Source organism: Massilia suwonensis, assembly GCF_042655665.1.
GTDB lineage: Bacteria > Pseudomonadota > Gammaproteobacteria > Burkholderiales > Burkholderiaceae_D > Telluria > Telluria suwonensis.
The window spans coordinates 157,672-180,685 of record NZ_JBHSMR010000015.1 but is presented as its reverse complement, the minus strand read 5'-3'; the positions used below and the strand labels follow the sequence as shown (position 1 = coordinate 180,685).

Below are 23,014 nucleotides of genomic sequence, written 5' to 3'. Positions count from 1 at the left end.
CGGTCCATCGACAGCCCGCCGCGTGCGGGCTTTTTCATGCCGCGCGTTGCCGTTTGCGCCAGCGTGTTACGCCCATATCCGCGCTTGCTGGCTGGAGCGGCAAGAGTGGAGGCCATCTGTCCGCGCGCACCCCAGCCAGCGCCTGCGCCATGCGCGCAACGAGATCGACGTTCGCCGCGGCCGGCAGGGCGCGCGGCCGGGACCGGCGCAGCAGCCTGGCCAGCCTGGCTACGGTTAATAAGGGACGCTCCGGCAGGCTGGACAGCGTTCGGCGCATCTCCGGCTGCGCCATGCAGCAGAGGAAGCTGGCGACGACTTCCTCTTCCAGGCAAGTCGTGCCGAACTGATTGCGCAGCCAGGTCACCAGTGCGGGGTCCAGCCCCGACGCCAGTAATTCGTCGTAGCTGCGATCCCACAATGCACACGGCGTCCTTGCCAGCATCCGGTGCAGGACGAGCGGCGACAGGTAAGCAGGGAGGGGGCTGGCGCGCCAGAAGCCTGCGATGCGCCGGGCAAGCGAGCGTGACGGGCGCTGGTCGGGCATGCTCGCGCGCAGGTCCGAATCAGCTTTCCTGAACATCGGCACTGCATTGTACGGGGCTACGTTCGATGCAAAGCTTATTGCTGCCGACGCCGACTCGCGCCGCCAGAGCGCTGGCTGGTGCAGTGCGCCGCTGCGCAGCACCGATCCGGCGCCGCCCCAGCCGGCCGGCAGCATCTGCGCGACCTGCTGCAGGCGCGGCATGTCCTGCGCCTTCTCGCCGGCCACGCGTTCAAGCGTCAGCAGGAAGCTCGTCTGTTCCGTCACCAGGCCATAGGCGCAGGCCAGGCGTGTGCGCTCGCCGCTGGCAGGCGCGTCATCGCAGTGCAGGCGCGCATGGACAGCCATCCGGGCCAGCATGCCGTCGTCGGGCGCCGTCACGATTGCCGCTGCGCCGATTTCATGTTCGGTCCCTGTGGCGTCGCGGCCGTAGAGGCGCAATTCGTCGCCGGCAGCATCGCCCTCGACCAGTGCGTACAGGTGCACCGTGTCGTCCGTGAAGACGGCGCCCGGCAGGCTTGACCATGCGGCGCTGCGGCCACTGGACCAGGCCAGGCGCAGGGCGTCCAGCCGCGGCGAGCGCAGCCGGGCGAACATGCGTCCGAGCGCCGCTTCCACGTCTTCGCCCGGCGCCACGAAGTCGACCGCGCCGCCAGTCGCGCTTGCCAGCCGCCGCAGGTTCTCCTGGGAAGGGCTGCTGCCGATGGCGACGATGAACAGCCGGTGCTGGGAAGCGCGCGCTGCGGCGATGACTGCGTCGATCGCATGGATATGGCCGTCACTCACCAGCAGCACGTCGCTCGGCATGCCGGCCTCCAGCGCGAAGGTCGAAGAGAGCGCCCGTTCCATTTCGGTACCGCCCAGGTCCGCCCTGAGTTCGTTGCTCCAGCGGCGGGCGCTGAGGAGGGAGACTTCGCTTGCTTTCCATAACATGTGGCTGCGGTGCTCGACCGTGTCGCCGAAGCGCGACAGCGAAAAGCGGTCGCCTGCGCCGAATCCATCAATCGCTGCCTGAAGCGCCTTGCGCGCGGCGTCGATGCTGTCGCCGGCCATCGAGCCGGAGCAGTCGACCAGGATCTTGACGCGCACCGCGATGGCAGCCGCCGCGTCGTGGCGCGACCGGAAACCGGCCAGTACTGCGAACTGCCCGGGCGCGACCGGGTCGGGTGCGGCGATGGCGCCGGAGGCATGGGGCAGGCCGGCCAGCGTGAGCACGAAATCGCGGTCGAGTGCGGCGTCGCCTTGCAGGCTCACGCTGGTGCCCTCCGCATGCGAACGTACGCCGATGCGGTGACTTGGCGACGCAATGGTGGCGCCGTCGAAACCGCGTCCCAGTTCCAGCGCCAGTCCGAGCGGATAGTGAGCAAGCACGTCGTGCTCCGGAACCTGGTGCGGCGCCAGGCCGGCATCGATCAGCGGATCGCCGTAGCGCGGTGCGATCACGGTCGGCACGCACACGCGCAAGCCCTCGCCCTCGAAGCGCAGCGCCTGGGCATAGCGCAGCGTGATCTCCCCGGTTTCGCCAGGAGCGAGATTGCCGATATTGAGGCAATAGCTGCCGTCGTGGGCCTGTTCGAGCATGATCGCGGCGTCGCCATCGGCCAGGCTGTCCTCATAGCGCGCGCCGGCTTCCCGTTTTTCGACAACGATGCCTTCCAGCCGCCGTTCGCCCAGGCGTACCGTCGTCGACAACAGCACGGCTTCGGCCGGCAGGGGGAAGCTGTAGACCAGTTCGATATGTTCCGGGCCTGAATTGCGGAAAGACAGGACGGCCGACAGTTCGAGCAGCATGCCCTGCACGCGCCCATTGATCCGCATGCCGTCGAACACGGTGCGCCCCCCGTTGCGTGAAACGAGCCGTGCGTGGCTGCTGGCAATCATGTGTTGTCCCCTTCGGCCGGACGGCCTGTTGTCAGTTGTTCGTAAAGCGCCATGGCGCCCGCCAGGAATTGGCGTACCTGTTCCGGCGACAGGCCGGCACGGCCCGGTTCGATGACGACTTCGATGCCGTCGGCGACCAGGAGATGGCTGCATACCTCGACCGATCCCGGCTTGCGCGGACGCTGCGGTACCGGTGCTTCGGCGCCATGCAGCAGCTCGCGGATGCGCTCGAGCGACAAGCCGGCGGCAGTCCATTTTTTGATCAGCAGCAGTTGCTCGAGCTGGCGTGTGCCGTAGCGCGCCGCGCGCGTTTCGCCTTGCGGCCGGTCAACCAAGCCGATCTGCACGTAATAGCGCACTGTGCGCGGCGGCAGGTCGGCCAGGATGCACAGCTCGGACAGGGTATGGGGCAGCTGATCGTCGTTCGTATTCATGCAGTTTATTAAAACAGTAATTGTGTATTAATGCAAGCGGCTGGCTGGATGCTGTCATCAAGCTGACATACCGCTCCCCTATCCTGCGCTGCATGAAACGCGGCAGCAGCCGTGTCCGACCTGATTGCAAACACTGGAGAAACGACGCATGACCCCGACCCCTGAACTGTCCCGCCGCCGCCTCTTACGCATGCTGGGCGCCGCCCCGATGCTGCCGCTGGGTAGCGTGGCCGCCGCTTCGCTATTGACCGCCTGCGGCGGCGGCAGCGACAACGACGCGCCAGATGTGGTGGCCCCGGTCGCACCCGTCGTGCCGGCCGTCACCCTGAGCTCCGTCACCTTCAGCTCGATGGCCGCGCCAAACCTGGCGAACGCCGCCGCGATGGCGACCAACACGGTCGGTTCGACCATGAGCGTGAACTTCAGCGACAGCAGCAAGCTCGATTTCAAGCTGTCCTACCAACCCTTCTTCATCACCGGCGACCCCGTCCCGAACGGCAGCGGCGGCAGCATCCTCGCCGGCGGCTACTACGACATCCGCAACCAGCCGATCATCGATACCACGGTGGCCGGCAAGGAGCGCCAGTTCTTCTCGGATGCGCCGGACGGCACCTCGCTGCTCACCGTGCCGAACGCGAACGTGGCCGGCGTGAAGGGCAAGCCGGTGTTCGCGGTGGTGCAGTTCGAGTACACGACCTTCGCCCAGGACGGCAAGACCGGCATGTATGGCCGCCTGCCGTCGCCGATCGGCGTGCTGACCCTCGACCAGGACCAGGCGACCGGCAAGCTGACGCTCGTGAAGTACCACAACGTCGATACCTCGAGCGTCGAAGGCCTGTGGATCACCTGCGGCGCCAGCCTATCGCCCTGGGGCACCCATTTGTCGAGCGAGGAGTACGAGCCGAACGCTTTTACGGCCGCCAGCGACGCGCAATTTAAAGCCTTCAGCAAGAACCTGTATGGCAGCGAGACCACGGCCAATCCCTACAACTACGGCCACCTGCCTGAGATTACGGTCAACGCCGACGGCAGCGCTTCCATCAAAAAACACTTCTGCCTGGGCCGCATCTCGCACGAACTGGTGCAGGTAATGCCCGATCAGAGAACGGTGCTGATGGGCGACGACGCCACCAACAGCGGCTACTTCGTCTTCGTCGCCGACAAAGAGAAGGATCTGTCGAGCGGCACCCTGTATGTCGCGAAAGTCGGCGCCGGCTTCTCGCTCGACCCGGCCGCCGCGGCCGCGCCGCTCACCTGGATCAGGCTCGGTTCTGCCACCAGTCTTGAAATCCGCGCGCTGGCCGCTTCGCTGAAAGCCATCGACATCATGGACGTGCGCACGACCGACCCGCAGGACACCAGCTTCACCAGGGTCGCGGCGAATGGCGCGATCGAATGGATCAAGCTGAAACCGGGCATGGAAAAAGCCGCCGCCTTCCTCGAAACCCACCGCTACGCGGCCCTGGTCGGCGCCTCGATGGGCTTCACCAAAATGGAAGGCACGACCGTCAACGCGAAGGACAAGATCGCCTACTCGGCGCTGCAGAACTGCCAGAGCTCGATGGTGGCGGGGAATGCGCTGAACGTGGCCGGCAACGGCGTCTCGATCCCGAAGGCGCTGAACGCGGGCGCCGTGATGGCCTTGAAACTGGCCGGCGGCCAGAAGGACCTGGGCGGCGCGGCGATCGACAGCGAATGGATGCCGGTCGACCTGAAGGCGCTGATCACCGGCGAAGACATCGCGGCCGATGCGCTGGGCAATACGGCGAATCCGGACCGCATCGGCAATCCGGACAATCTGAAATTTTCGGAAAAGATGCGCACCCTGTTCATCGGCGAGGACAGCGGCCAGCACGTGAACAACTTCCTGTGGGCGTACAACGTCGACACCAAGGTACTGTCGCGCGTGATGTCGATTCCGGCGGGCGGCGAGTCGACCGGGCTGCATGCGGTCGATGAACTGAATGGCTGGACCTACATCATGAGTAACTTCCAGCACGCGGGGGATTGGGGCTCGATTCACAGTGTGGTCAAGCCGACGCTCGATCCGCTGGTGCGGGCGAACTACAAGGACAAGTTCGGCGCGGCGGTGGGGTATCTGACGGCGGATCTGAGCCAGACGAAATTGGCCAAGGCGTGATGGCGCGTTGTCGTTGACGCTGTACCGCGTGGAGTCCTGACTCCACGCGTTTACACGGCCAGCATCCACGCGGCCAATTGATGCGATACTGTCGGCCCCCGACACGACGCGCGCACCAATGGCCACGCTCTCCCAGCTCATCCTCTACCCGATCAAATCCTGCGCCGCCATGCCGGTCAGCGAGGCCGTCGCCACCGTCTCCGGCCTGTCCGCACTGGGCGTACACGACCGCGAATGGATGCTGGTGACGACCGACGGCCAGTTCCTGACCCAGCGCGAGTGCCCGCGCATGGCGACCATCGTGCCGCGCGTCGATGGCGGCTCCCTGCTGGTGACGGCGCCTGGTATGCCGCCGCTGCGCCTGCCACTGGAACTGGAGCAGGGCAGGCGCACCCTGCGCGTCCAGATCTGGGACGACGAAGTCGACGCCATCGATTGCGGCGACGGGGCCGCCGCCTGGTTCGGCGAAGCCTTGCACACCAGCTGCCGCCTGGTACGCTTCAAACCGGACTTGGCCCGTCCGACCAGCGAAAAATGGACCGGCGGCGCGCCTTCCAGCGCCCGTTTCGCCGACGCCTATCCGCTGCTGCTGATCGGCCAGTCCGCGCTCGACGAGATCAACGCCCGCATGCGCGCCGCCGGCCGCGACGCCCTGCCGATGGACCGCTTCCGGCCCAACCTGGTGGTCGAGGGCCTTGAACCCTTCGAAGAGGACTACACCGAGTCGCTGCAGGCCGGCGACATCCTGATCAAGCCCGTCAAACCCTGCGCGCGCTGCCCGATTCCCGCCATCGACCAGGCCACCGGCATTCCCGGTCCGGATCCGCTCGACATCCTGCAATCCTGGCGCACCAAGGCGATCCTGGACGGCGCCGTCTGCGTCGGCATGAACTGCATCGTGCGCGAAGGGGAGGGCGGCGTTCTCCGCGTCGGGCAGTCGTTCGAGGTCACCCTGTCGTTTTAAGGCTGCGCTCCGGCTGGCAAGAACGAAAAAATCGGCAATTCCGTTTGCAAGCGATAAAAACTCACGTAATGTAACGGCTATTGCTAAAAGGAATCTTCATGCACCAGCCGGATCTTGCATCGCCAAACTTGCGCGACCTCGTTGCCGAGAACGAAGCCCTGCGCGCGCGGATCAGCTATGTCATGGAGCAAGCCCAGCGCAACCACGAGATCATGTCGCGCCACCAGGCCTTTGACCTCGAGATCGTCGGCGCTTCGAATTTTCCGCAGCTGGTCGGCACCATCTTCCGCCTGCTGCCCGTCATTTCCGATCTCGACAGCGTGACCTTGTCCCTGGTCGACACCGACGCCGACATCTACACGGTGATGCACAAGCTGGGCGTGGATTTCGAAGCTTTTCCGAACCTGCTGTTCTGCGAGCACGCGGTCGAACTCGGCTTCGAGCCGGGCGAGCATCCGCGTCCGCGCCTCGGTCCCTACGATCGCGTCGAACATGGCGCGATGTTCCCGCATCCGCCCGCCGGCCTGCAGAGCGTGGCCCTGGTGCCGCTCCTGCGCAATAAACGCCTGATCGGCAGCCTGAACCTGGGCAGTACCGATTTGCAGCGTTTCACCGCGGCGCTCGGCACCGACTTCGTCGAGCATATGGCTTCGATCATCGCGATCTGCCTGGAAAACGTGATCAGCAACGAGATGCTGAAGTACATCGGCCTGACCGATCCGCTGACCGGCGTCTACAACCGGCGCTACATCGACCGGCGCCTGGTCGAAGAGATTGCGCGCGCCCAGCGCCAGAACTACCGCATCTCCTTCATGTTCATCGACGTCGACCACTTCAAGCAGGTCAACGACAAGATCGGACACCAGGCCGGCGACGACGTGCTGCGCGAAGTGGCGGCGCGCATCAAGATGGAATTGCGGGTCTCGGACGCGCTGGCGCGCTTCGGCGGCGAAGAGTTCGTGGTCCTGCTGATCAACGCCGACCTGCAGGCCGCCGCCATGGTGGCCGACCGCATCCGCGCCGGCGTGGCCGACAAGCCCTTCGACCTGGCGGGCGGGCAGTGCCTGGATGTGTCGGTGTCGATCGGCGTGGCCACGCTGGACGACTATGCGCGCGATCATGCGATCGAAGGGGTGGCGCAGCAGTTGGTGGCGTCGGCCGACGGAGCCTTGTATCAGGCCAAGGAAGCAGGGCGCAATCGCGTGGTCACGGCGTAGGGTGGTCGGCTACACCCGCGTATTCGAATATCGTTAGCGGTAGTGCCGCCCACGCGTTCAGCCAGCAGATGCGCAGCCGCGTCGCGATATTCATCCGTCTCTTGAACGCGTGGGCGGGAGACCCGCCCACCTTACGTCCCTTCGGTGGATACCGCGTTTAAAGCAGCCGTCCCTCGGCTCGCGTTACCGCATCACCCGACCCACGCAACACCACGACGTCGCCTGCTTTGAGTTCCGTCTCCGCCGCCGGCTCGATCCGCACCCGCGCGCGCCGGATGCCGCTGACCTCGGCGCCCAGCTCGTCCAGTCCCAATTCCCCGATGCGCCGCCCGACCGCCTGCGCGTCCTCGTTCAGCACCACCGAATGCAGGCGCACATAGGTGTGCTCCGGATCCTCGATCAGATCGCTGGCGCCGTGAAAATAGCCGCGTAGCGAGGCGTAGCGTTCGTCGCGCGCGCTCTGCACGCGGTGCACGACGCGGCGCAGCGGCACGCCGACCACGACCAGCGCGTGCGAGGCCAGCATCAGGCTGCTCTCCAGCGCTTCCGGCACCACCTCGGTCGCGCCGGCCTGGCGCAGCAGTTCGAGGTCGCTGTCGTCGTGGCTGCGCACGATCACCGGCAGCGAGGGCGCCAGCTCGTGCACCAGGTGCAGCACTTTTAACGCCGCGCGGGTGTCGGCGAAGGTGATCACCAATGCGCTTGCCCGATTAATGCCGGCCGCGATCAGGGCTTCGCGCCGACCGGCGTCGCCGTACGAGACGCTCGAGCCGGCCGCCTGCGCTTCCTGCACCCGTTCCGGATCGAGGTCGAGCGCATACCAGGGCAGCTTTTCGTCCGACAGCAGGGTCGCCACGCTCTGGCCGCTGCGCCCGAAGCCGGCCAGGATCACGTGCTTCTGCGCCGCCATCGTGCGGCTCGCCAGCTGGGTCAGCTGCAGCGACTGCATCATCCATTCGTTGGACGCGATCTTCATCACGATCTGGTCGGACTTGGCGATCACGAAAGGCGCGACCAGCATCGACAACACCATCGAGGCCAGCACCAGCTGCATCAGGAAGGGGTCGATCAGCTCCGATCCCGAGGCCAGGTTCAGCAGCACAAAGCCGAATTCGCCGGCCTGTGCCAGCGCCAGGCCCGTGCGCATCGCGACGCCGTCGGAGGAGCCGAAAGCTTTCGCCAGTGCCGCGATCAGCGCGAATTTCAACAGGACTGGAATAAAGAGCAACAGCAGCACCAGCCACCAATGCTCGAGAACCAGCTGCACGTTGAGCAGCATGCCGATCGTGATGAAGAAGAGGCCGAGCAGCACGTCGCGGAAAGGCTTGATGTCCTCCTCGACCTGGTGCTTGAACTGGGTCTCGGAAATGAGCATGCCGGCGACGAACGCGCCCAGCGCCAGCGACAGGCCGGCGCGCTCGGTGATCCAGGCCGCGCCCAGCGTCACCAATAACAGGTTCAGCATGAACAGCTCCTGCGAGCGGCGCTTGGCGACGATGGTGAACCAGCTGCGCATCAGCTTCTGGCCGAAGAACAGCAGCAGGGCCAGCACGGCCGCCGCCTTGACGCCGGCCCAGGCCAGGGTCTTCACCAGGTTTTCCGGGTCCTTGGCCAGTGCCGGGATCAGGATCAGCAGCGGCACCACGGCCAGGTCCTGGAACAGCAGGATGCCGATGATGCGCCGTCCATGCTCGCTTTCCAGTTCCAGGCGCTCGGTCAGCAGTTTGACCACGATGGCGGTCGACGACATCGCCAGCGCGCCGCCCAGCGCAAACGCGGCTTGCCAGCTGATGTGCAGCAGCGGCGCCCACATCGCGATGAACAGTCCCCCGATGACGGTGGCGACGATGGTCAGCACCACCTGCGCCAGCCCCAGGCCGAACACGATCCGGCGCATCGCGCGGAGCTGCGCCAGCGAGAATTCGAGGCCGATCGAGAACATCAGGAAGACGACGCCGAATTCGGCCAGCGCGTGGGTGGAATGGGTTTCGGCGGCCAGGCCGAAGGCGTGCGGGCCGATCAGCACGCCGACGGCCAGGTAGCCCAGCATCGGCGGCAGGTGCAGGCTGCGGAACACGACCACGCCGAGGACGGCGCTGCCGAGCAACAACAGGGTCAGTTCGAGTCCGGATGCCATGCAGATTGGTTACTTTGTGTAAGACAAGCGTTGTTTAGTACGTCTGGCAAGTTTTTTGCTTTCCCAATTCGTTTATACTTCCAGAATGAGTGTAACCGATGAAAAAACAATGCTGAACAGTTTTGACGACAACCAGTCGCGCCGCGTACTGGAGCTGGCGCGCGAAACCCTGACCATCGAAGCCGACGCCATTTTGGCGCTGCACGCACGGCTGGACGCCGACGACAGCGTCGCCCGCGCCGTCAGCCTGATGTACGCGTGCACCGGCCGCGTCGTTGTGTCGGGCATGGGCAAGTCCGGCCACATCGCGCGCAAGATCGCGGCGACCCTGGCTTCGACCGGCACCCCGGCCATGTTCGTGCACCCGGGCGAAGCCGCCCACGGCGACCTGGGCATGGTGACCGGGAAGGACGTGTTCATCGCCATTTCGTACTCCGGCGAATCGTCCGAGCTGATGGACATCCTGCCGGTGGTAAAACGCATGGGCACGCCCCTGATCGCAATGACCGGCAAACCGAAGTCGCGCCTGGCGCTGCTGGCCGACGTGCACCTCGACGTCGGCGTCAGCAAGGAAGCCTGCCCGATGAACCTGGCGCCGACCGCCAGCACCACCGTGACGCTGGCGCTGGGCGATGCCCTGGCCGTGGCCCTGCTCGATGCGCGGGGTTTTCGCGAGGAAGATTTCGCGCGCTCGCATCCGGGCGGCGCGCTGGGCCGGCGCCTGCTCACCCACGTGCGCGACGTGATGCGCAGCGGCGAGGCGATTCCCGCCGTGACGCCGGACGTGCCGCTCACGCGCGCGCTGCTGGAAGTGAGCCAGAAGGGCATGGGCATGACGGCCGTGGTCGACGCCGCCTTCAAGCCGCTGGGCGTGTTCACGGACGGCGACTTGCGCCGCCTGATCGAGCGCGTGCAGGACTTTTCCAATTTGACGATCCGCGACGTCATGCACGTCGGCGCGCGCACCGTGCAGCCGGAGCAGCTGGCGGTGGACGCGGTGGCGATCATGGAAGAATTCCGCATCAACCAGATGCTGGTGGTCGATGAAGCGGGCGTGCTGGTCGGCGCCCTGCACATCCACGACCTGACGCGGGCAAAGGTGATCTGATATGACTCCCCTGGCACACATGGACCGCGCCGCGCGCGTCAAAGTCATGATCTTCGACGTCGACGGCATCCTGACCGACGGCAGCCTGACCTATGGCGCCGACGGCGAGATCACCAAGACCTTCAACGTCCTCGACGGCCTGGGCATCCAGCTGCTGCAGAAGACGGGCGTGATCACCGCCATCATCAGCGCGAGAAAATCGCCGATCGTGCTGGCGCGTGCGCGCGACCTGGGCATCAACCACGTCTGGCAGGGCCACCACGACAAGCGCGTCGCGTTTGCCGAGCTGCTGGAACAGACCGGCGTCACGGCCGAGCAGTGCGGCTATATCGGCGACGACGTGATCGACCTGCCGCTGCTGACGAAAGTCGGCTTCGCCGTCACCGTGCCGACCGGCCATCCGGAAGTGCAGTACCGCGCGCACTACGTGACGAAAGCCGGCGGCGGCCGCGGCGCCGTGCGCGAAGTGTGCGACATGGTGATGCGCGCACAGGGCACCTACGAGCAGGCGCTTGCGCCTTACTTTGCGTGAGCCTGAACGGATGGCGACCTACGTGAACAAACGGACCGCGCACCGCTGGCGCCTGCTGGCGCTCATGCTGACGGCCGTGTTCTTCGCCTTCGGCAGCTTCTGGCTGCTGCAGGCGATCCAGGCCGAGGATCCCGCGCGGGTCGGCAACAACCTGAACGAGCCGGACTACATCGTCGAGAACTTCAGCTTCGTGCGCATGACGGAGCAGGGTGTGCCGCGCTACGTGATGTCGGGCGAGCGCCTGGCCCACCATCCGGACAACGATGTCTCCGAAGTGAGCAAGCCGGTCGTGGAGAGCATGGCGCCGGGCCGTCCGCGCATGACCATGCACGCCGAGCGCGGCCAGGTGTACCACGGCGAGAACCGCGTCGAGTTGATGGGCAATGTCGACATCGCGCGTCCCGCCACGCCCAACAGCGAAGCGCTGCGCGCCAGGACCGAGGCCCTGACCGTGCTGGCCGACGACGAGATCGTCAAGACGAATCGCCCGGTCCAGATGACGCTCGGCGCCGCTTCCGTCAACGCCGTCGGCCTGGTGGCCGAGAATCCGACCCAGAAGCTGCACCTGGGCGGGCGCGGCACGATCGTCTATCCGCCGCGCCAGAGCGCCGCACCCAACCAATAACAGGAACGACCCCAATGAAAAAAATAGCTGTCGCCGCCTTCGTTTCCCTGCTCTCGCTGTCGCTCTCGCCAGCCCACGCCGAGCGCGCCGACTCGCTCAAGCAGGCCGTCATCAACTTCGACTCGCTCGACGTCGACGAAGTCACGCAGACGCGCATCCTGACCGGCAACGTGGTCCTCACGCGCGGCACCCTGGTCATGAAATCGGACCGCGCCCTGGTGAAGGAAACGCCGGAAGGCTACATGAACGTCACGCTCACCTCGGGCCCGGGCCGCGTCGCGACCTTCCGCCAGAAGCGCGACGGCGGACCTGACCTCTGGATGGAAGGGCAAGCCGAGCGCATCGAATACGACGAGCGCGTGGAAGTGGTGAAGCTGTTCTCGAAGGCGGTCGTGAAGGAGCTGGAAAACAGCCGCCTCACCAACCAGATCGACGGCGCCTACATCTCGTACGACAGCCGGCGCGAAGTGGCGACCGTGCGCAACGACGCCAGCGGCGAAAGCAAGGTCGGCGGCGGCCGCGGCACCCTGATCATCGCGCCGCGCCGTACTGCAACGGGCGCCCCCGCAGCAGCGCCTGCAGCAGCCGTACCGGCAACCCCGGCAGCAACGCCGGCAGCGGCAGGAAAGAAATAATGAAGGATGCACGCGACAACCGCAGTACCCTGGTCGTACGGGGCCTGCAAAAAAGCTATGGCAAGCGCCTGGTCGTGCGCGACGTGTCCCTGGAGGTCGGCTGTGGCGAAGTGGTCGGCCTGCTCGGCCCGAACGGCGCCGGCAAGACCACCTCGTTCTACATGATCGTCGGCCTGGTGCCGTCGGACGCCGGCTCGATCGAAATCAACGGCACCGATATCTCGAGCCTGCCGATCCACCGCCGCGCGGTACTGGGTTTGTCCTACCTGCCGCAGGAAGCCTCGGTGTTTCGCAAGCTGACCGTCGAAGACAACATCCGCGCCGTGCTCGAACTGCAGCACGACGAGAACGGCAAGTCGCTGAGCCGCGCCGCCATCGACGAGCGCCTCGATTCGCTGCTGGCCGAACTGCAGATCGAGAAGCTGCGCGAGAACCCGGCGCTGTCGCTGTCGGGCGGCGAGCGCCGCCGCGTCGAGATCGCGCGCGCACTGGCGACCAATCCGCGCTTCGTGCTGCTGGACGAACCGTTTGCCGGCGTCGACCCGATCGCCGTGATCGAGATCCAGCGCATCGTGCGCTTCCTGAAGGAGCGCGGCATCGGCGTGCTGATCACCGACCACAATGTGCGCGAGACGCTCGGCATCTGCGACCGCGCCTACATCATCAACCAGGGCGCCGTGCTGGCGTCGGGCCGTCCCGACGACATCATCGCGGACGAGTCGGTACGGCGCGTCTACCTGGGCGAACACTTCCGCATGTAGTAACGGATCAGAACCTAAGCGGACCATGAAACAATCCCTGCAACTCCGGACTTCGCAGCACCTGGCGCTCACGCCGCAGCTTCAGCAGTCGATCCGCCTGCTGCAGCTCTCCACGCTCGAACTGCACCAGGAGATCGAGCAGATCCTGTCGGATAACCCGCTGCTCGAACGGCTCGACGATCCGCTCGACCACTCGGTTCGCCTGCTGGCCGACGGCGCCATCAATGCCGCGCCGGCACCGAGCGAAGCGCCTGCGCCGAACGGCGAAGAAGGTGCTCCTGCCCCCGATGCGCCGGAAGGCGGCGAGGGCGGCGACGTCGAACGCGGCGAAGCCGAGGGCGAGTGGGGCGACCTTTCTCGCAGCGGCAATGCCGAAGGCGACGACGACGGCCGTCCGCAGCTGGGCGCGATGGGCGTGACCCTGCGCGAGCACCTGTGCGAACAGATCCGCGTCACCGCCGTCTCGGCGCGCGACCGCGCGCTGGCCGAACTGGTGATCGATGCCATCGACGACAACGGCTACCTCGAAGAGCAGCTCGACGAAATTCACGCGCGCCTGCCGAGCGAACTCGAAGTCGAGATGGACGAACTGCGCTGCGCGCTGGCGCTGGTGCAAAGCCTCGATCCGGTCGGCGTCGGTGCGCGCAGCGCGGCCGAGTGCCTGGCGCTGCAGATCCGCGCCATGCCCGGCGTGCCGCTGGTGACGCGGCGCATGGCTTTGAAGATCGTCGAGGGTTACCTGAACTGGTTCGCGCAGCGCGAATTCACCAAGCTGAAAAAGGCGCTCGACTGCGACGACGAAGACCTGCGCGAAGCGCAGGCCGTGATCCGCCAGTGCAATCCGCATCCCGGCGCGGCCTTCGCATCGAGCGTCTCGGACTATGTCGTTCCGGACGTTATTGTCCGCAAATCGAAGAACGGCTGGAGCGTCTCGCTGAACAACGAGGTGATGCCGCGCCTGCGTGTGAACAACGTCTACGCCAACCTGCTCAAGCAGGGAAAAGGCGAAGGCCAGATGAGCGCGCAGCTGCAGGAAGCGAAGTGGTTGATTAAAAATATGCGCCAGCGCTTCGACACGATCCTGCGTGTTTCGCAGGCAATTGTGGAGCGCCAGAAGAACTTTTTCAGCCATGGCGCGGTTGCCATGCGTCCCCTTGTGCTTCGCGAGATAGCTGATACACTAGGTCTACACGAGAGCACTATTTCTCGGGTAACAACTCAGAAATTCATGCTGACCCCGCACGGCATGTTTGAGCTGAAGTATTTCTTCGGAAGCCATGTCGCCACCGAAGCGGGGGGCGAAGCATCGTCCACGGCGATACGGGCGCTCATTGCGCAACTGACAGGAGCAGAGGACCCAAAGAACCCATTATCCGACAGCAAGATCGCGGAAATGCTCGGTGAACAAGGCATGGTCATTGCGCGCCGCACGGTTGCAAAATACCGCGAGGCACTCAAGATTCCTCCCGTCAGTCTCCGCAAATCCTTGTAACAGCGGCCCCCATGCGCACTCCTTGCGCGGCGCGGGCGCCGCTCACTTTTCAAAGGAGTGTGTATGAATCTCACTATCAGCGGTCACCACCTCGACGTCACCCCCGCCATTCGTGAATACGTACAGAACAAGCTGGAACGCATCACCCGCCATTTCGATCAAGTGATCGATTCCCATGTCATCCTCGCGATCGACAACCTGACTGAAAAAGACAAACGACAAAAGGCCGAGATCAACCTGCGCGTCTCCGGCAAGACGGTGCATGTGGAAAGTGTGGCGCAAGACCTGTACGCAGCGATCGACCTCCTGATGGACCGGCTCGACCGCCAGGTAATGAAATACAAGACGATGTTGAAGGACCATAGTCGTGAGGCGCTCAAGCGCCTGCCTGAAGGCGGAGAGGCCGCTGCCGCGATGTAATTCTCGGCAAGCAAGCACCGTCTGAACGAGGGCGCCGGAAGGGCGCCCTTTTCATTTTGTGCGCGGCGTAGGCGGGCTTGGGTAAAATGCATGTCTTTTCATCTATTGCGCTGACCATGACCGACCACGTCCTCACCCGCGTTGCCAACGGCACCGGCGTCATCACGCTCGACCGCCCGAAGGCCCTGAATTCCCTCTCCCTGGCGATGGTGCGCCGCCTCGCCGACATCCTGCTGGCCTGGCGCGACGACGCGACCGTGTCCGCGGTCGTGCTCGGCAGCAGCAGCGAAAAAGCCCTGTGCGCAGGCGGCGACATCCGCTTCTTCCACGAAGCCGGCCATGCCACGCCGACGGGCGGCAGCGCGCTGCTGGAAGATTTCTTCACCGAGGAATACGCGCTGAATCACCTGATCCATTTCTATCCGAAACCGTATATCGCGATTATGGACGGCGTCGTGATGGGCGGCGGCATGGGCATCGCCCAGGGCGGCCCTGAGACCGGCCTGCGCATCGTGACCGAGCGCACGAAGATGGCGATGCCGGAAGTGAACATCGGCCTGTTCCCGGACGTCGGCGGCAGCCATTTCCTGTCGCACGCGCCTGGTCAGCTGGGCAATTACCTGGGCCTGACCGGGCTGACGATCGGTGCGGCGGATGCGCTGTATGTCGGCCTGGCCGACGTGTTTATTCCGAGCGCGCAGCTGGGGGAATTGAATGCGTTGATCGACGCGACGCCGGGTGCGCAGCTGGCCGACGCCATCCGGGCCTTCGCCGCGCCATTTGCCCTTGACGCGGGCCAGAGCGTATTGGAAACGCAGCGCGCCGCGATCGACACCCACTTCGGTGCCGGCTCGGTGGCCGCCATCATGGCCTCGTTGGAAAAGGACGAGAATCCCTTCCTGCAGAAGGCCGTGGGGGCGATGCGCCAGCGTTCGCCGCTGATGATGTGCGTGACCTGGGAGATGCTGCAGCGTGGCGCGTCGCTCGACGTGGCCGACTGCCTGCGCATGGAACGCTCGCTGGTGCGCCGCAATTTCGACCACGGCGAAGTGCTGGAAGGCGTGCGCGCGCTGGTAATCGACAAGGACAATGCTCCGCAGTGGAATCCGCCGTCGCTGGAGGCGGTGACGCCCGAGATGGTGGATGCCTTCTTCGCGCCGGTGTGGCCGGATCACGCGCACCCGTTGCGGCATTTGGACTAACGATATGGACGCGCACTTGACGCGGAATCCGCGTCAAGAGAACCGTAGGGTGGGCACTCCGTGCCCACGCGGACGCCCCATTTGATCAGTGTTGGTGGTGACCGACGCCGAGCGGTGCGCACAGGTACGACCGCGTGGGCACGGTGTGCCCACCCTACAAAAGCGTTAAGGCCGCGGGTTTTTAAGACTGCTCGCGATGCCGCAGAACCACGCGTTCCGTATCGCCGAAGTAGGCCGCCAGCCGCTCGGCCATGTACACCGAGCGATGCTGCCCGCCCGTGCAACCCACCGCCACCGTCAGGTAGCTGCGGTTATCGGTCTTGAACGACGGCAGCCATTTCTCCACGAACTTGCAGATGTCGTTCAGCATCTCGGTCGCGCTCGGCTGGGCGTCAAGGAAGGCGATCACGGGAGCGTCCTTGCCGGTCAGCGGGCGCAGGGACAGGTCGTAATACGGATTCGGAATCGCGCGCACGTCGAACACGAAGTCGGCGTCGAGCGGGACGCCCACCTTGAAGGCGAAGGATTCGAAGAACAGGGTCAGCGGCGCGTGCTGGACTTCAGCCAGCTCCTTGATCCAGGCGCGCAGCTTATTTGCCGAGGCCTCGGACGTGTCGATCACGTGGCCCAGCTGCTCGATGGCGCCGAGGCGCTCGCGCTCTTCGGCGATGCATTCGATCAGGGTGCGGCGCGAGGCCGGGTTTTCGCCGGGACGCAGGGTGTGCGAGAGCGGGTGGCTGCGCCGCGTTTCGGAGAAACGGGCAACCAGGGAATGGGTGCTGGACGTCAGGAACAGCACCTTGACCTGGTGGCCTTCTTCCTTCAGCGTGCGCACCGTCAGCGGCAGTTCGGTCAGGGATTCAGAGCTGCGCGCGTCGACCGCGACGCCGAGCTTGCCCGTGCCTTCGTTTGAGACGGCCTTCACCAGATGCGGCAGTAAGGCCGGCGGCAGGTTGTCGACGCAGTAGTAACCTGCGTCTTCGAGAACGTTCAGGGCAACCGATTTGCCCGAACCGGAGATACCGGTGATGAGAACAATGTGCATGGCCCGATGATACCGCAACCGTTAGCGCTTTGTCGCCGATCGTCCCATTTTTGACCGGTTAGGCGTGCATGCGTTCCGATCACGCCAGTTAGTGGAGAATGCGCGGTGTAAGGTGGGCAGTCTCTGCCCACGCGGAACGATGAGTCGTGTTTCAATCTCCGCTCATCGCTTGTCTCTGCCGCTCCATGAATTCCTGCAGCGTATCGATCCCGCGCAGCTGCAGGATCGTGTTGCGCACCGCGGCCTCGAGCAGCACCGCGATGTTGCGGCCGGCGGCAACGGGAATCACGACCTTACGGATCGGCAGTCCCAGCACCTCTTCGGTCGGAAAGTGGAAAGGAAGGCGCTCGACTTCCTCGTCCAGCACGCCGCGTTTGACGAGGTGGACGATCAGTTTCAGGCGCATCTTGCGGCGCACGGCGGTCTCGCCAAAAATCGCCTTGATGTCCAGCAGGCCCAGGCCGCGCACTTCGAGCAGGTTCTGCAGCAGCGGCGGGCAGCGGCCTTCGATCATGTTCGGGGCGATGCGCGAGAATTCGACGGCGTCGTCGGCCACCAGCCCGTGCGAGCGCGAGATCAGCTCCAGGCCCAGTTCGCTCTTGCCGAGGCCGGAGTCGCCGGTAATCAAGACGCCGACGCCGAGCACGTCCATGAAGACGCCGTGCATGATCACGCGCTGGGCCAATTTCTTGGATAAGTAGACCCGCAGGAAGTCGATCACCTGCGCGGCCGGCAGCGGCGTCGAGAACAGGGGGATGTTCTGCTCGTCGCAGATGGCGAGGATGTCGGGCGGGGTTTCCAGGCCTTGCGCGATGATCAGGGCCGGCGGGCCGCCGCCGATCAGTTCGCCGATCACGTGGCTGCGCGAACTCGATTTGAGGCGATGGTAGTAATTCAGTTCCTGGTGTCCGAAGACCTGGATGCGGCCGGGGTGGATCAGGTTCAGGTGGCCGACCTGGTCGGCGGCCGAGGCGACGTCGCCGGAGATCAGCCGCTCGCCGCCGGGAAAGCCGGCGAACCAGCCCAGTTGCAGGCTGTCGCGGTTGTCGTCGTACAGCCGTTGGATGGTAAGCGGAGTCTGCAGCATGGCGTCGTCAGGGAAACTGGAGGGAGGAAGGTCTCCCCCGAGTTTAACCCAAGGCCTGCAAGCTAGGTTGCCAGTTGATAATACGTTCGTGGATCGAGCGTGGATCGGTATCGGTGGCCAGCGCCGTGCGGATGGCTTCGTCCGAGAACAGTTCCGCGATTTCCGACAGGATTTCCAGGTGCTGCTGGGTCACGTGATCGGGAATGAGCAGGAAGAACAGCAGGCTGACCGGCTGGCCGTCCGGCGATTCGAAGGGAATCGGCGAGGCCAGGCGCACGAAGGCGGCGATCGGCTGCTTCAGACTCTTGCTGCCCTTGATGCGACCGTGCGGCACGGCCACGCCATGGCCGAGACCGGTCGAACCGAGGCGCTCGCGCGCGAACAGGTTGTCGGTGACGGTCGAACGTGCGATCCCGCAGTTGTTCTCGAAAATCAGTCCGGCCTGTTCGAAGGCGCGCTTCTTGCTCGACACTTCGATGTCGAGCTGGACGTTATCGAGAGAGAGGATTTTGCTCAGATTGGTCATTTCACGCTTTTCATGTTGCGGCGCACGGGGGCCGACTTGCGGAGCGGAATTATAGGCCTGTTTTTTGGCCCTGTAATTCGATTTCGCGTCGGTATGCTACGCCTGTCGCCGGCCTATTTCGACCTTTCAGCCAGCAGTGTCGTGAGCGCTGTTTGCGCTTACGCAAGGGTCCACGCAATTTCCGATACGAAAATCCATGCCTCTTGGATGAAACAGGGGATAGACGACATATTCGCCGTGTTTTCCCCACATTTGCCTAAAACTTGTGCAGGCTGATCATAGGCTGCGACTGTTGTTTTTTCGTCAGTTTCTGTGGCTGGAAGGCGACAGAAAGACGACTCAGCTTACTGGCGTGCGCCGCGCAAATTGTGCGGACGTCCCGTGCTGAAATTCGCGCGCCAGGGATTGATGTCGAGCCCGCCACGGCGGGTGTAGCGCGCATACACGGCCAGCTTGCTCGGCTTGCACTGGCGCAGGATGTCGATGAAGATGCGCTCGACACATTGCTCGTGGAATTCGTTGTGCTCGCGGAAGCCGATCAGGTAGCGCAATAGCCCTTCCTGGTCGATTTGCGGACCGGCGTACTCGATCTGCACGCTGCCCCAGTCCGGCTGGCCGGTGACGAGGCAATTCGATTTCAGCAGGTTCGACACCAGGGTTTCCTCGACCGGCGCTTCCTCGAAATTGGCGGTGAGCAGGTGCGGCGCCGGTGCGTAATTGTCGATCTCGATGTCGAGACGGTCCAGCGACAGGCCTTCGAGCTCGCCCATTTTGAGCTTGCCGAAGTTTTCGGGCTCGGTGAGGGTGATGTGGACCGGTGCGCCGAAAGCGTTCGACAGGTCTTCACGCAGCAGCGCCAGCAAAGCCTCGGGGCCGGCCAGGCGGGTCTGGTTGAAGGAATTCAAGTACAGCTTGAACGACTTCGATTCGACGATGTTCGGCGAATCGGCCGGTGCGCTGACGGTCGCGATCGCTACCTGCGGCTTGCCGCGCATGTTCAGCCACGACAATTCGTAGGCGTTCCAGATGTCCAGGCCGAAGAAGGGCAGGGTGCCCTGGATTTCCAGCTCGTCGCGCTTTTGCTGGCGCGGAATCGGGAACAGCAGTTCCGGGGCGTACTGGGTCTGGTAGGCGGAGGATTTGCCGAGTGGCGATTGATCGGGGGTATTGTTCATGGTTTCGTCTCGATGGCCGGCGCTGCGAAAGACTGCCGGCCCGGCGGCGGCAAAGCGGGGTATCGTACACCTTTTAGGGACTGTATGCGTGTCCAGTGTGTTACGCGACATTTCGGCTTCAACGCAGGGTTGAAACGATGCGAGGTTTCTGGGGCCGCGTGACGCGTGGGCTCGGAGAGCCCGGTGAACCCGTCATTGATGCCATTGGCATCAATGACCCCGTACGATACACGACGGTCAAGGACGAAGTCCGCGGTGGCGGTACACCGTAGGGTGGGCTCCCCGAGCCCACGCGTTACGGACGTATCACCGGCCGCAATCACAAGAACAGCTTATAGACCGGATTCGCCGTCTCATCCCAATACCGATACCCCAGCGTCGCCAGGAACTGCCGGAACTCGTCCATCTCCCCGCTCGGCACCTGCAGGCCGACCAGGATGCGCCCCACGTCGCCACCCTGGTTGCGGTAGTGGAACAGCGAGATATTCCAGTTCGGCGCCATGCTGTCGAGGAAGCGCATCAGGGCGCCCGGGCGTTCGGGGAATTCGAAGCGGTACAGCAGCTCGTCGCGCGCCAGCGCACTTTTTCCGCCCACCAGGTGACGCACGTGCAGCTTGGCCAGTTCGTCGTGGGTCAGGTCGAGCGTGGCGAAGTCGTGCTGTTCGAAGGTATGCGCCAGCAGGCTTGACTCGCCGCGGCTGCCGACCTGCACGCCCACGAACACATGCGCCTGGCGCTCGTCGCTGATGCGGTAGGTAAATTCGGTGACGTTGCGCGGACCGACCAATGAACAGAAGCGCTTGAAACTGCCGCGCTGCTCGGGGATCGTCACTGCGAACATGGCTTCGCGCGCCTCGCCCAGTTCGGCGCGTTCGGCCACGAAGCGCAGGCGGTCGAAATTCATGTTGGCGCCGCAGGCGACCGCCACCAGGGACTCGTTCTTGATCGGCTGGCGCGCCATCTGCGAGCGCTCGACATAGGCCTTGGCACCCGCTACCGCCAGGGCGCCGGCCGGCTCGAGGATGGAACGGGTGTCCTGGAACACGTCCTGGATCGCCGCGCAGATCGCGTCGGTGTCGACCAGGATGATCTCGTCCACGACTTCCTTCGCCACGCGGAAGGTTTCCTCGCCCACCAGCCGCACCGCGGTGCCGTCCGAGAACAGGCCGACGTCCGGCAGCGTGACGCGTTCGCCCGCTTTTAAACTTTTCGCCATCGCATCCGAATCGATCGACTGCACGCCGATGATGCGGATGTCCGGGCGCACCGCTTTCACGTAGGCGCCGATGCCCGAGATCAGGCCGCCGCCGCCGATCGCGACGAAAATCGCGTGGATCGGGCCGGAGTGCTGGCGCAGGATTTCCATGCCGATCGTGCCCTGGCCGGCGATCACGTCCGGATCGTCGAAGGGGTGCACGAAAGTCAGCTTCTGTTCGCGCTCGAGCGTGATTGCGTGGTTGTAGGCGTCGGTATAGGAGTCGCCATGCAGCACGACCTCCACCGCATTGCCGCCGCGCGCTTTCACCGCGTCGATTTTCACCTGCGGCGTGGTGGTCGGCATCACGATCAGGGCGCGGCAGCCGAGGCGGGCGGCGGACAGGGCCACGCCTTGCGCATGGTTGCCGGCCGAAGCGCAGATCACGCCGCGCTTCAGGGCTTCCTGCGACAGATGCGCCATCTTGTTGTAGGCGCCGCGCAGTTTGAAGCTGAAGACGCTTTGCATGTCTTCGCGCTTGAAATAGATGCGGTTGCCGAAGCGCTGCGACAGGGTAGGAGCGAGTTCGAGCGGCGTTTCCTCGGCGACGTCGTAGACGCGCGCGGTGAGGATTTTCTTCAGGTAGTCGATAGTCATGGTCGGGATAGGAAAGTGTGTGGCCAGTGTCCTGGTTCCTGTGACGCGAGACTGATAACCGTGGCGGGTGACCGGGCTGCAGTGCGAGACGAAAGCCTGGATTGCAGGCACATCGTATCGTGTCGGGGCGATGTTTTTTCCTCATTATAATGGACGCCTCCAACTGACGAATCCTCACCGATGATCGAAACCGCTGTCCTCTGGCTGCTCAAGGTCCTCGCCGCTCCCACAGTCGGGCTCACGTCGGTCTTCCTCATCGCATTCGTTTCCGCCACCCTGGTCCCGCTCGGCTCCGAACCCGCCGTGTTCGCCGTCGTGAAGGCCAACGAGGCCATGTTCTGGCCGGCGATCCTCGTCGCCACCGTCGGCAATACCCTGGGCGGCGCCGTCGATTACCTGATCGGCTACCGCGCCAAGATCGCCTTTGCGCGCGAGCGCCAGAGCCGCTGGTTCGGCTGGCTGGCGAAGTATGGGTCGAAGACCATGCTGCTGTCCTGGGTGCCAGGGATCGGCGATCCGCTGTGCACGCTGGCGGGCTGGCTGCATTTGCCGTTCTGGCCGAGCGTGATGTACATGGCGATCGGGAAGTTCGGGCGCTACCTGACCATGACGGCGGCGCTGCTCTACGTGCCGGACGGCTTCTGGAAGCGGGTCGGCGACATGATCACGCAGGTAACCGGTTGAGTTAGACTTCTGTCATCATTTTGACAACAGGAGAGCAGGATGCACCAGGCGTCTTCCGGCAACTGCACATGCGGCGATATTCGATACAGGATTACGGGCCCGGCACTGCAAGTCGTCGCCTGCCATTGCGGCATGTGCCGGCGCATGACGGGCGCGCCGTTTTCTTCCTATGTCGTCGTCAAGGAAGCGGAGCTCGAGCTCGCCGCACAGGACGAGGCGCTTGCCAGTTACCCGGTCACGGAGCGCACCACGCGGCACTTCTGCCGCCGTTGCGGCACGCCGGTATTCAATGCCAATCCGCACACTTACCGGGGCTTGGCCATGGTGTATCTCGGCACCCTCCAGGGGCACGAGGCGCTGGCGCCGGGCATCGCGATCTATTGCGAGAACAAGCTGCCCTGGCTGAGTGTGTCCGAATCGGCCAGGCACTTCGACGCCGCACCGAAGCGCTCATCCTGAACTGGTTCGCGCAGCCCAGGCGATTCGGGTAGGACAGACGGTGGGCATATCTTCGATGCACGCGGGCTGATTTTTGCAAAGAAAATTTGCATGAAGG

The 23,014-nt window shown here is 64.5% G+C and carries 21 protein-coding genes; 13 read left to right on the top strand and 8 right to left on the bottom strand.

Annotated elements, in window-relative coordinates:
- Positions 1–34 precede the first annotated feature (34 nt).
- Positions 35–2,422 (bottom strand): VIT domain-containing protein, encoded by a 2,388-nt coding sequence (locus tag ACFPQ5_RS24355; RefSeq protein ID WP_379761664.1) that lies wholly within the window; start codon positions 2,420–2,422, stop codon positions 35–37.
- The gene (locus ACFPQ5_RS24350; RefSeq protein ID WP_379761662.1) at positions 2,419–2,856 is read right to left on the bottom strand and encodes a helix-turn-helix domain-containing protein; all 438 of its coding nucleotides are present in this window, start codon (positions 2,854–2,856) and stop codon (positions 2,419–2,421) included. Before ACFPQ5_RS24350 ends, ACFPQ5_RS24355 begins: the two co-directional genes overlap by 4 nt.
- A gap of 148 nt (positions 2,857–3,004) precedes the next feature.
- Between ACFPQ5_RS24350 and ACFPQ5_RS24345 the strand changes: the two genes are divergently transcribed.
- The 3 genes from ACFPQ5_RS24345 to ACFPQ5_RS24335 all read left to right on the top strand — a co-directional run bounded on the left by ACFPQ5_RS24345 (position 3,005) and on the right by ACFPQ5_RS24335 (position 7,177).
- A complete protein-coding gene (locus tag ACFPQ5_RS24345) occupies positions 3,005–4,996 on the top strand; it encodes a PhoX family protein (protein WP_379761660.1) in 1,992 nt (663 codons plus the stop codon).
- 118 nt (positions 4,997–5,114) lie between these two features.
- Entirely contained in the window at positions 5,115–5,960 is an 846-nt protein-coding gene (locus ACFPQ5_RS24340; protein ID WP_379761658.1) for an MOSC domain-containing protein, read from the top strand.
- A gap of 98 nt (positions 5,961–6,058) precedes the next feature.
- On the top strand, positions 6,059–7,177 hold the full coding sequence (locus ACFPQ5_RS24335) for a DUF484 family protein (RefSeq protein WP_379761656.1): 1,119 nt from the start codon (positions 6,059–6,061) through the stop codon (positions 7,175–7,177).
- A gap of 157 nt (positions 7,178–7,334) precedes the next feature.
- Here the strand turns inward: ACFPQ5_RS24335 and ACFPQ5_RS24330 are convergent, their stop codons facing one another.
- Positions 7,335–9,314 (bottom strand): monovalent cation:proton antiporter family protein, encoded by a 1,980-nt coding sequence (locus ACFPQ5_RS24330; RefSeq protein WP_379761654.1) that lies wholly within the window; start codon positions 9,312–9,314, stop codon positions 7,335–7,337.
- 85 nt (positions 9,315–9,399) lie between these two features.
- On the opposite strand from ACFPQ5_RS24330, the gene ACFPQ5_RS24325 reads away from it, so the two are divergent.
- The 8 genes from ACFPQ5_RS24325 to ACFPQ5_RS24290 all read left to right on the top strand — a co-directional run bounded on the left by ACFPQ5_RS24325 (position 9,400) and on the right by ACFPQ5_RS24290 (position 16,089).
- Positions 9,400–10,422, top strand: a complete 1,023-nt coding sequence (locus ACFPQ5_RS24325; protein WP_379761652.1) for a KpsF/GutQ family sugar-phosphate isomerase — start codon at positions 9,400–9,402, stop codon at positions 10,420–10,422.
- A 1-nt stretch (position 10,423) separates the two neighbouring features.
- The gene (locus ACFPQ5_RS24320) at positions 10,424–10,954 is read left to right on the top strand and encodes a KdsC family phosphatase (protein ID WP_379761650.1); all 531 of its coding nucleotides are present in this window, start codon (positions 10,424–10,426) and stop codon (positions 10,952–10,954) included.
- Positions 10,955–10,976: 22 nt separating this feature from the next.
- Positions 10,977–11,579 (top strand): LPS export ABC transporter periplasmic protein LptC, encoded by a 603-nt coding sequence (gene lptC / locus ACFPQ5_RS24315; RefSeq protein ID WP_379761648.1) that lies wholly within the window; start codon positions 10,977–10,979, stop codon positions 11,577–11,579.
- A 14-nt stretch (positions 11,580–11,593) separates the two neighbouring features.
- Positions 11,594–12,214 (top strand): lipopolysaccharide transport periplasmic protein LptA, encoded by a 621-nt coding sequence (lptA, locus tag ACFPQ5_RS24310; protein ID WP_379761646.1) that lies wholly within the window; start codon positions 11,594–11,596, stop codon positions 12,212–12,214.
- Positions 12,214–12,975, top strand: coding sequence for an LPS export ABC transporter ATP-binding protein (gene lptB, locus ACFPQ5_RS24305; protein ID WP_379761644.1), 762 nt, complete (start codon positions 12,214–12,216; stop codon positions 12,973–12,975). The genes lptA and lptB overlap by 1 nt, the downstream gene beginning before the upstream one ends.
- 25 nt (positions 12,976–13,000) lie before the next feature.
- Entirely contained in the window at positions 13,001–14,467 is a 1,467-nt protein-coding gene (locus tag ACFPQ5_RS24300) for an RNA polymerase factor sigma-54 (RefSeq protein WP_379761642.1), read from the top strand.
- Between the two features lie 63 nt (positions 14,468–14,530).
- Entirely contained in the window at positions 14,531–14,887 is a 357-nt protein-coding gene (hpf, locus tag ACFPQ5_RS24295; protein ID WP_136219999.1) for a ribosome hibernation-promoting factor, HPF/YfiA family, read from the top strand.
- Between the two features lie 116 nt (positions 14,888–15,003).
- A complete protein-coding gene (locus tag ACFPQ5_RS24290) occupies positions 15,004–16,089 on the top strand; it encodes an enoyl-CoA hydratase/isomerase family protein (protein WP_379761639.1) in 1,086 nt (361 codons plus the stop codon).
- 181 nt (positions 16,090–16,270) lie between these two features.
- Here the strand turns inward: ACFPQ5_RS24290 and rapZ are convergent, their stop codons facing one another.
- The 5 genes from rapZ to ilvA all read right to left on the bottom strand — a co-directional run bounded on the left by rapZ (position 16,271) and on the right by ilvA (position 21,774).
- A complete protein-coding gene (gene rapZ / locus ACFPQ5_RS24285; protein ID WP_379761637.1) occupies positions 16,271–17,134 on the bottom strand; it encodes an RNase adapter RapZ in 864 nt (287 codons plus the stop codon).
- Positions 17,135–17,285: 151 nt separating this feature from the next.
- Entirely contained in the window at positions 17,286–18,221 is a 936-nt protein-coding gene (gene hprK, locus ACFPQ5_RS24280) for an HPr(Ser) kinase/phosphatase (RefSeq protein WP_056345175.1), read from the bottom strand.
- A gap of 43 nt (positions 18,222–18,264) precedes the next feature.
- Positions 18,265–18,747 (bottom strand): PTS sugar transporter subunit IIA, encoded by a 483-nt coding sequence (locus tag ACFPQ5_RS24275; RefSeq protein WP_379761634.1) that lies wholly within the window; start codon positions 18,745–18,747, stop codon positions 18,265–18,267.
- Between the two features lie 344 nt (positions 18,748–19,091).
- Positions 19,092–19,922, bottom strand: a complete 831-nt coding sequence (queF, locus tag ACFPQ5_RS24270; protein WP_379761632.1) for an NADPH-dependent 7-cyano-7-deazaguanine reductase QueF — start codon at positions 19,920–19,922, stop codon at positions 19,092–19,094.
- Between the two features lie 319 nt (positions 19,923–20,241).
- Positions 20,242–21,774 carry a threonine ammonia-lyase, biosynthetic gene (gene ilvA / locus ACFPQ5_RS24265; RefSeq protein ID WP_379761630.1) on the bottom strand — a complete coding sequence of 511 codons (1,533 nt, stop codon included), beginning with the start codon at positions 21,772–21,774 and terminating at the stop codon, positions 20,242–20,244.
- A 180-nt stretch (positions 21,775–21,954) separates the two neighbouring features.
- Between ilvA and ACFPQ5_RS24260 the strand changes: the two genes are divergently transcribed.
- Both ACFPQ5_RS24260 and ACFPQ5_RS24255 read left to right on the top strand, forming a co-directional pair.
- The gene (locus ACFPQ5_RS24260; RefSeq protein WP_379761628.1) at positions 21,955–22,458 is read left to right on the top strand and encodes a YqaA family protein; all 504 of its coding nucleotides are present in this window, start codon (positions 21,955–21,957) and stop codon (positions 22,456–22,458) included.
- Positions 22,459–22,497: 39 nt separating this feature from the next.
- Complete coding sequence (locus ACFPQ5_RS24255) at positions 22,498–22,917, top strand: GFA family protein (protein ID WP_379761626.1); 420 nt, start codon at positions 22,498–22,500, stop codon at positions 22,915–22,917.
- Positions 22,918–23,014: the final 97 nt, after the last annotated feature.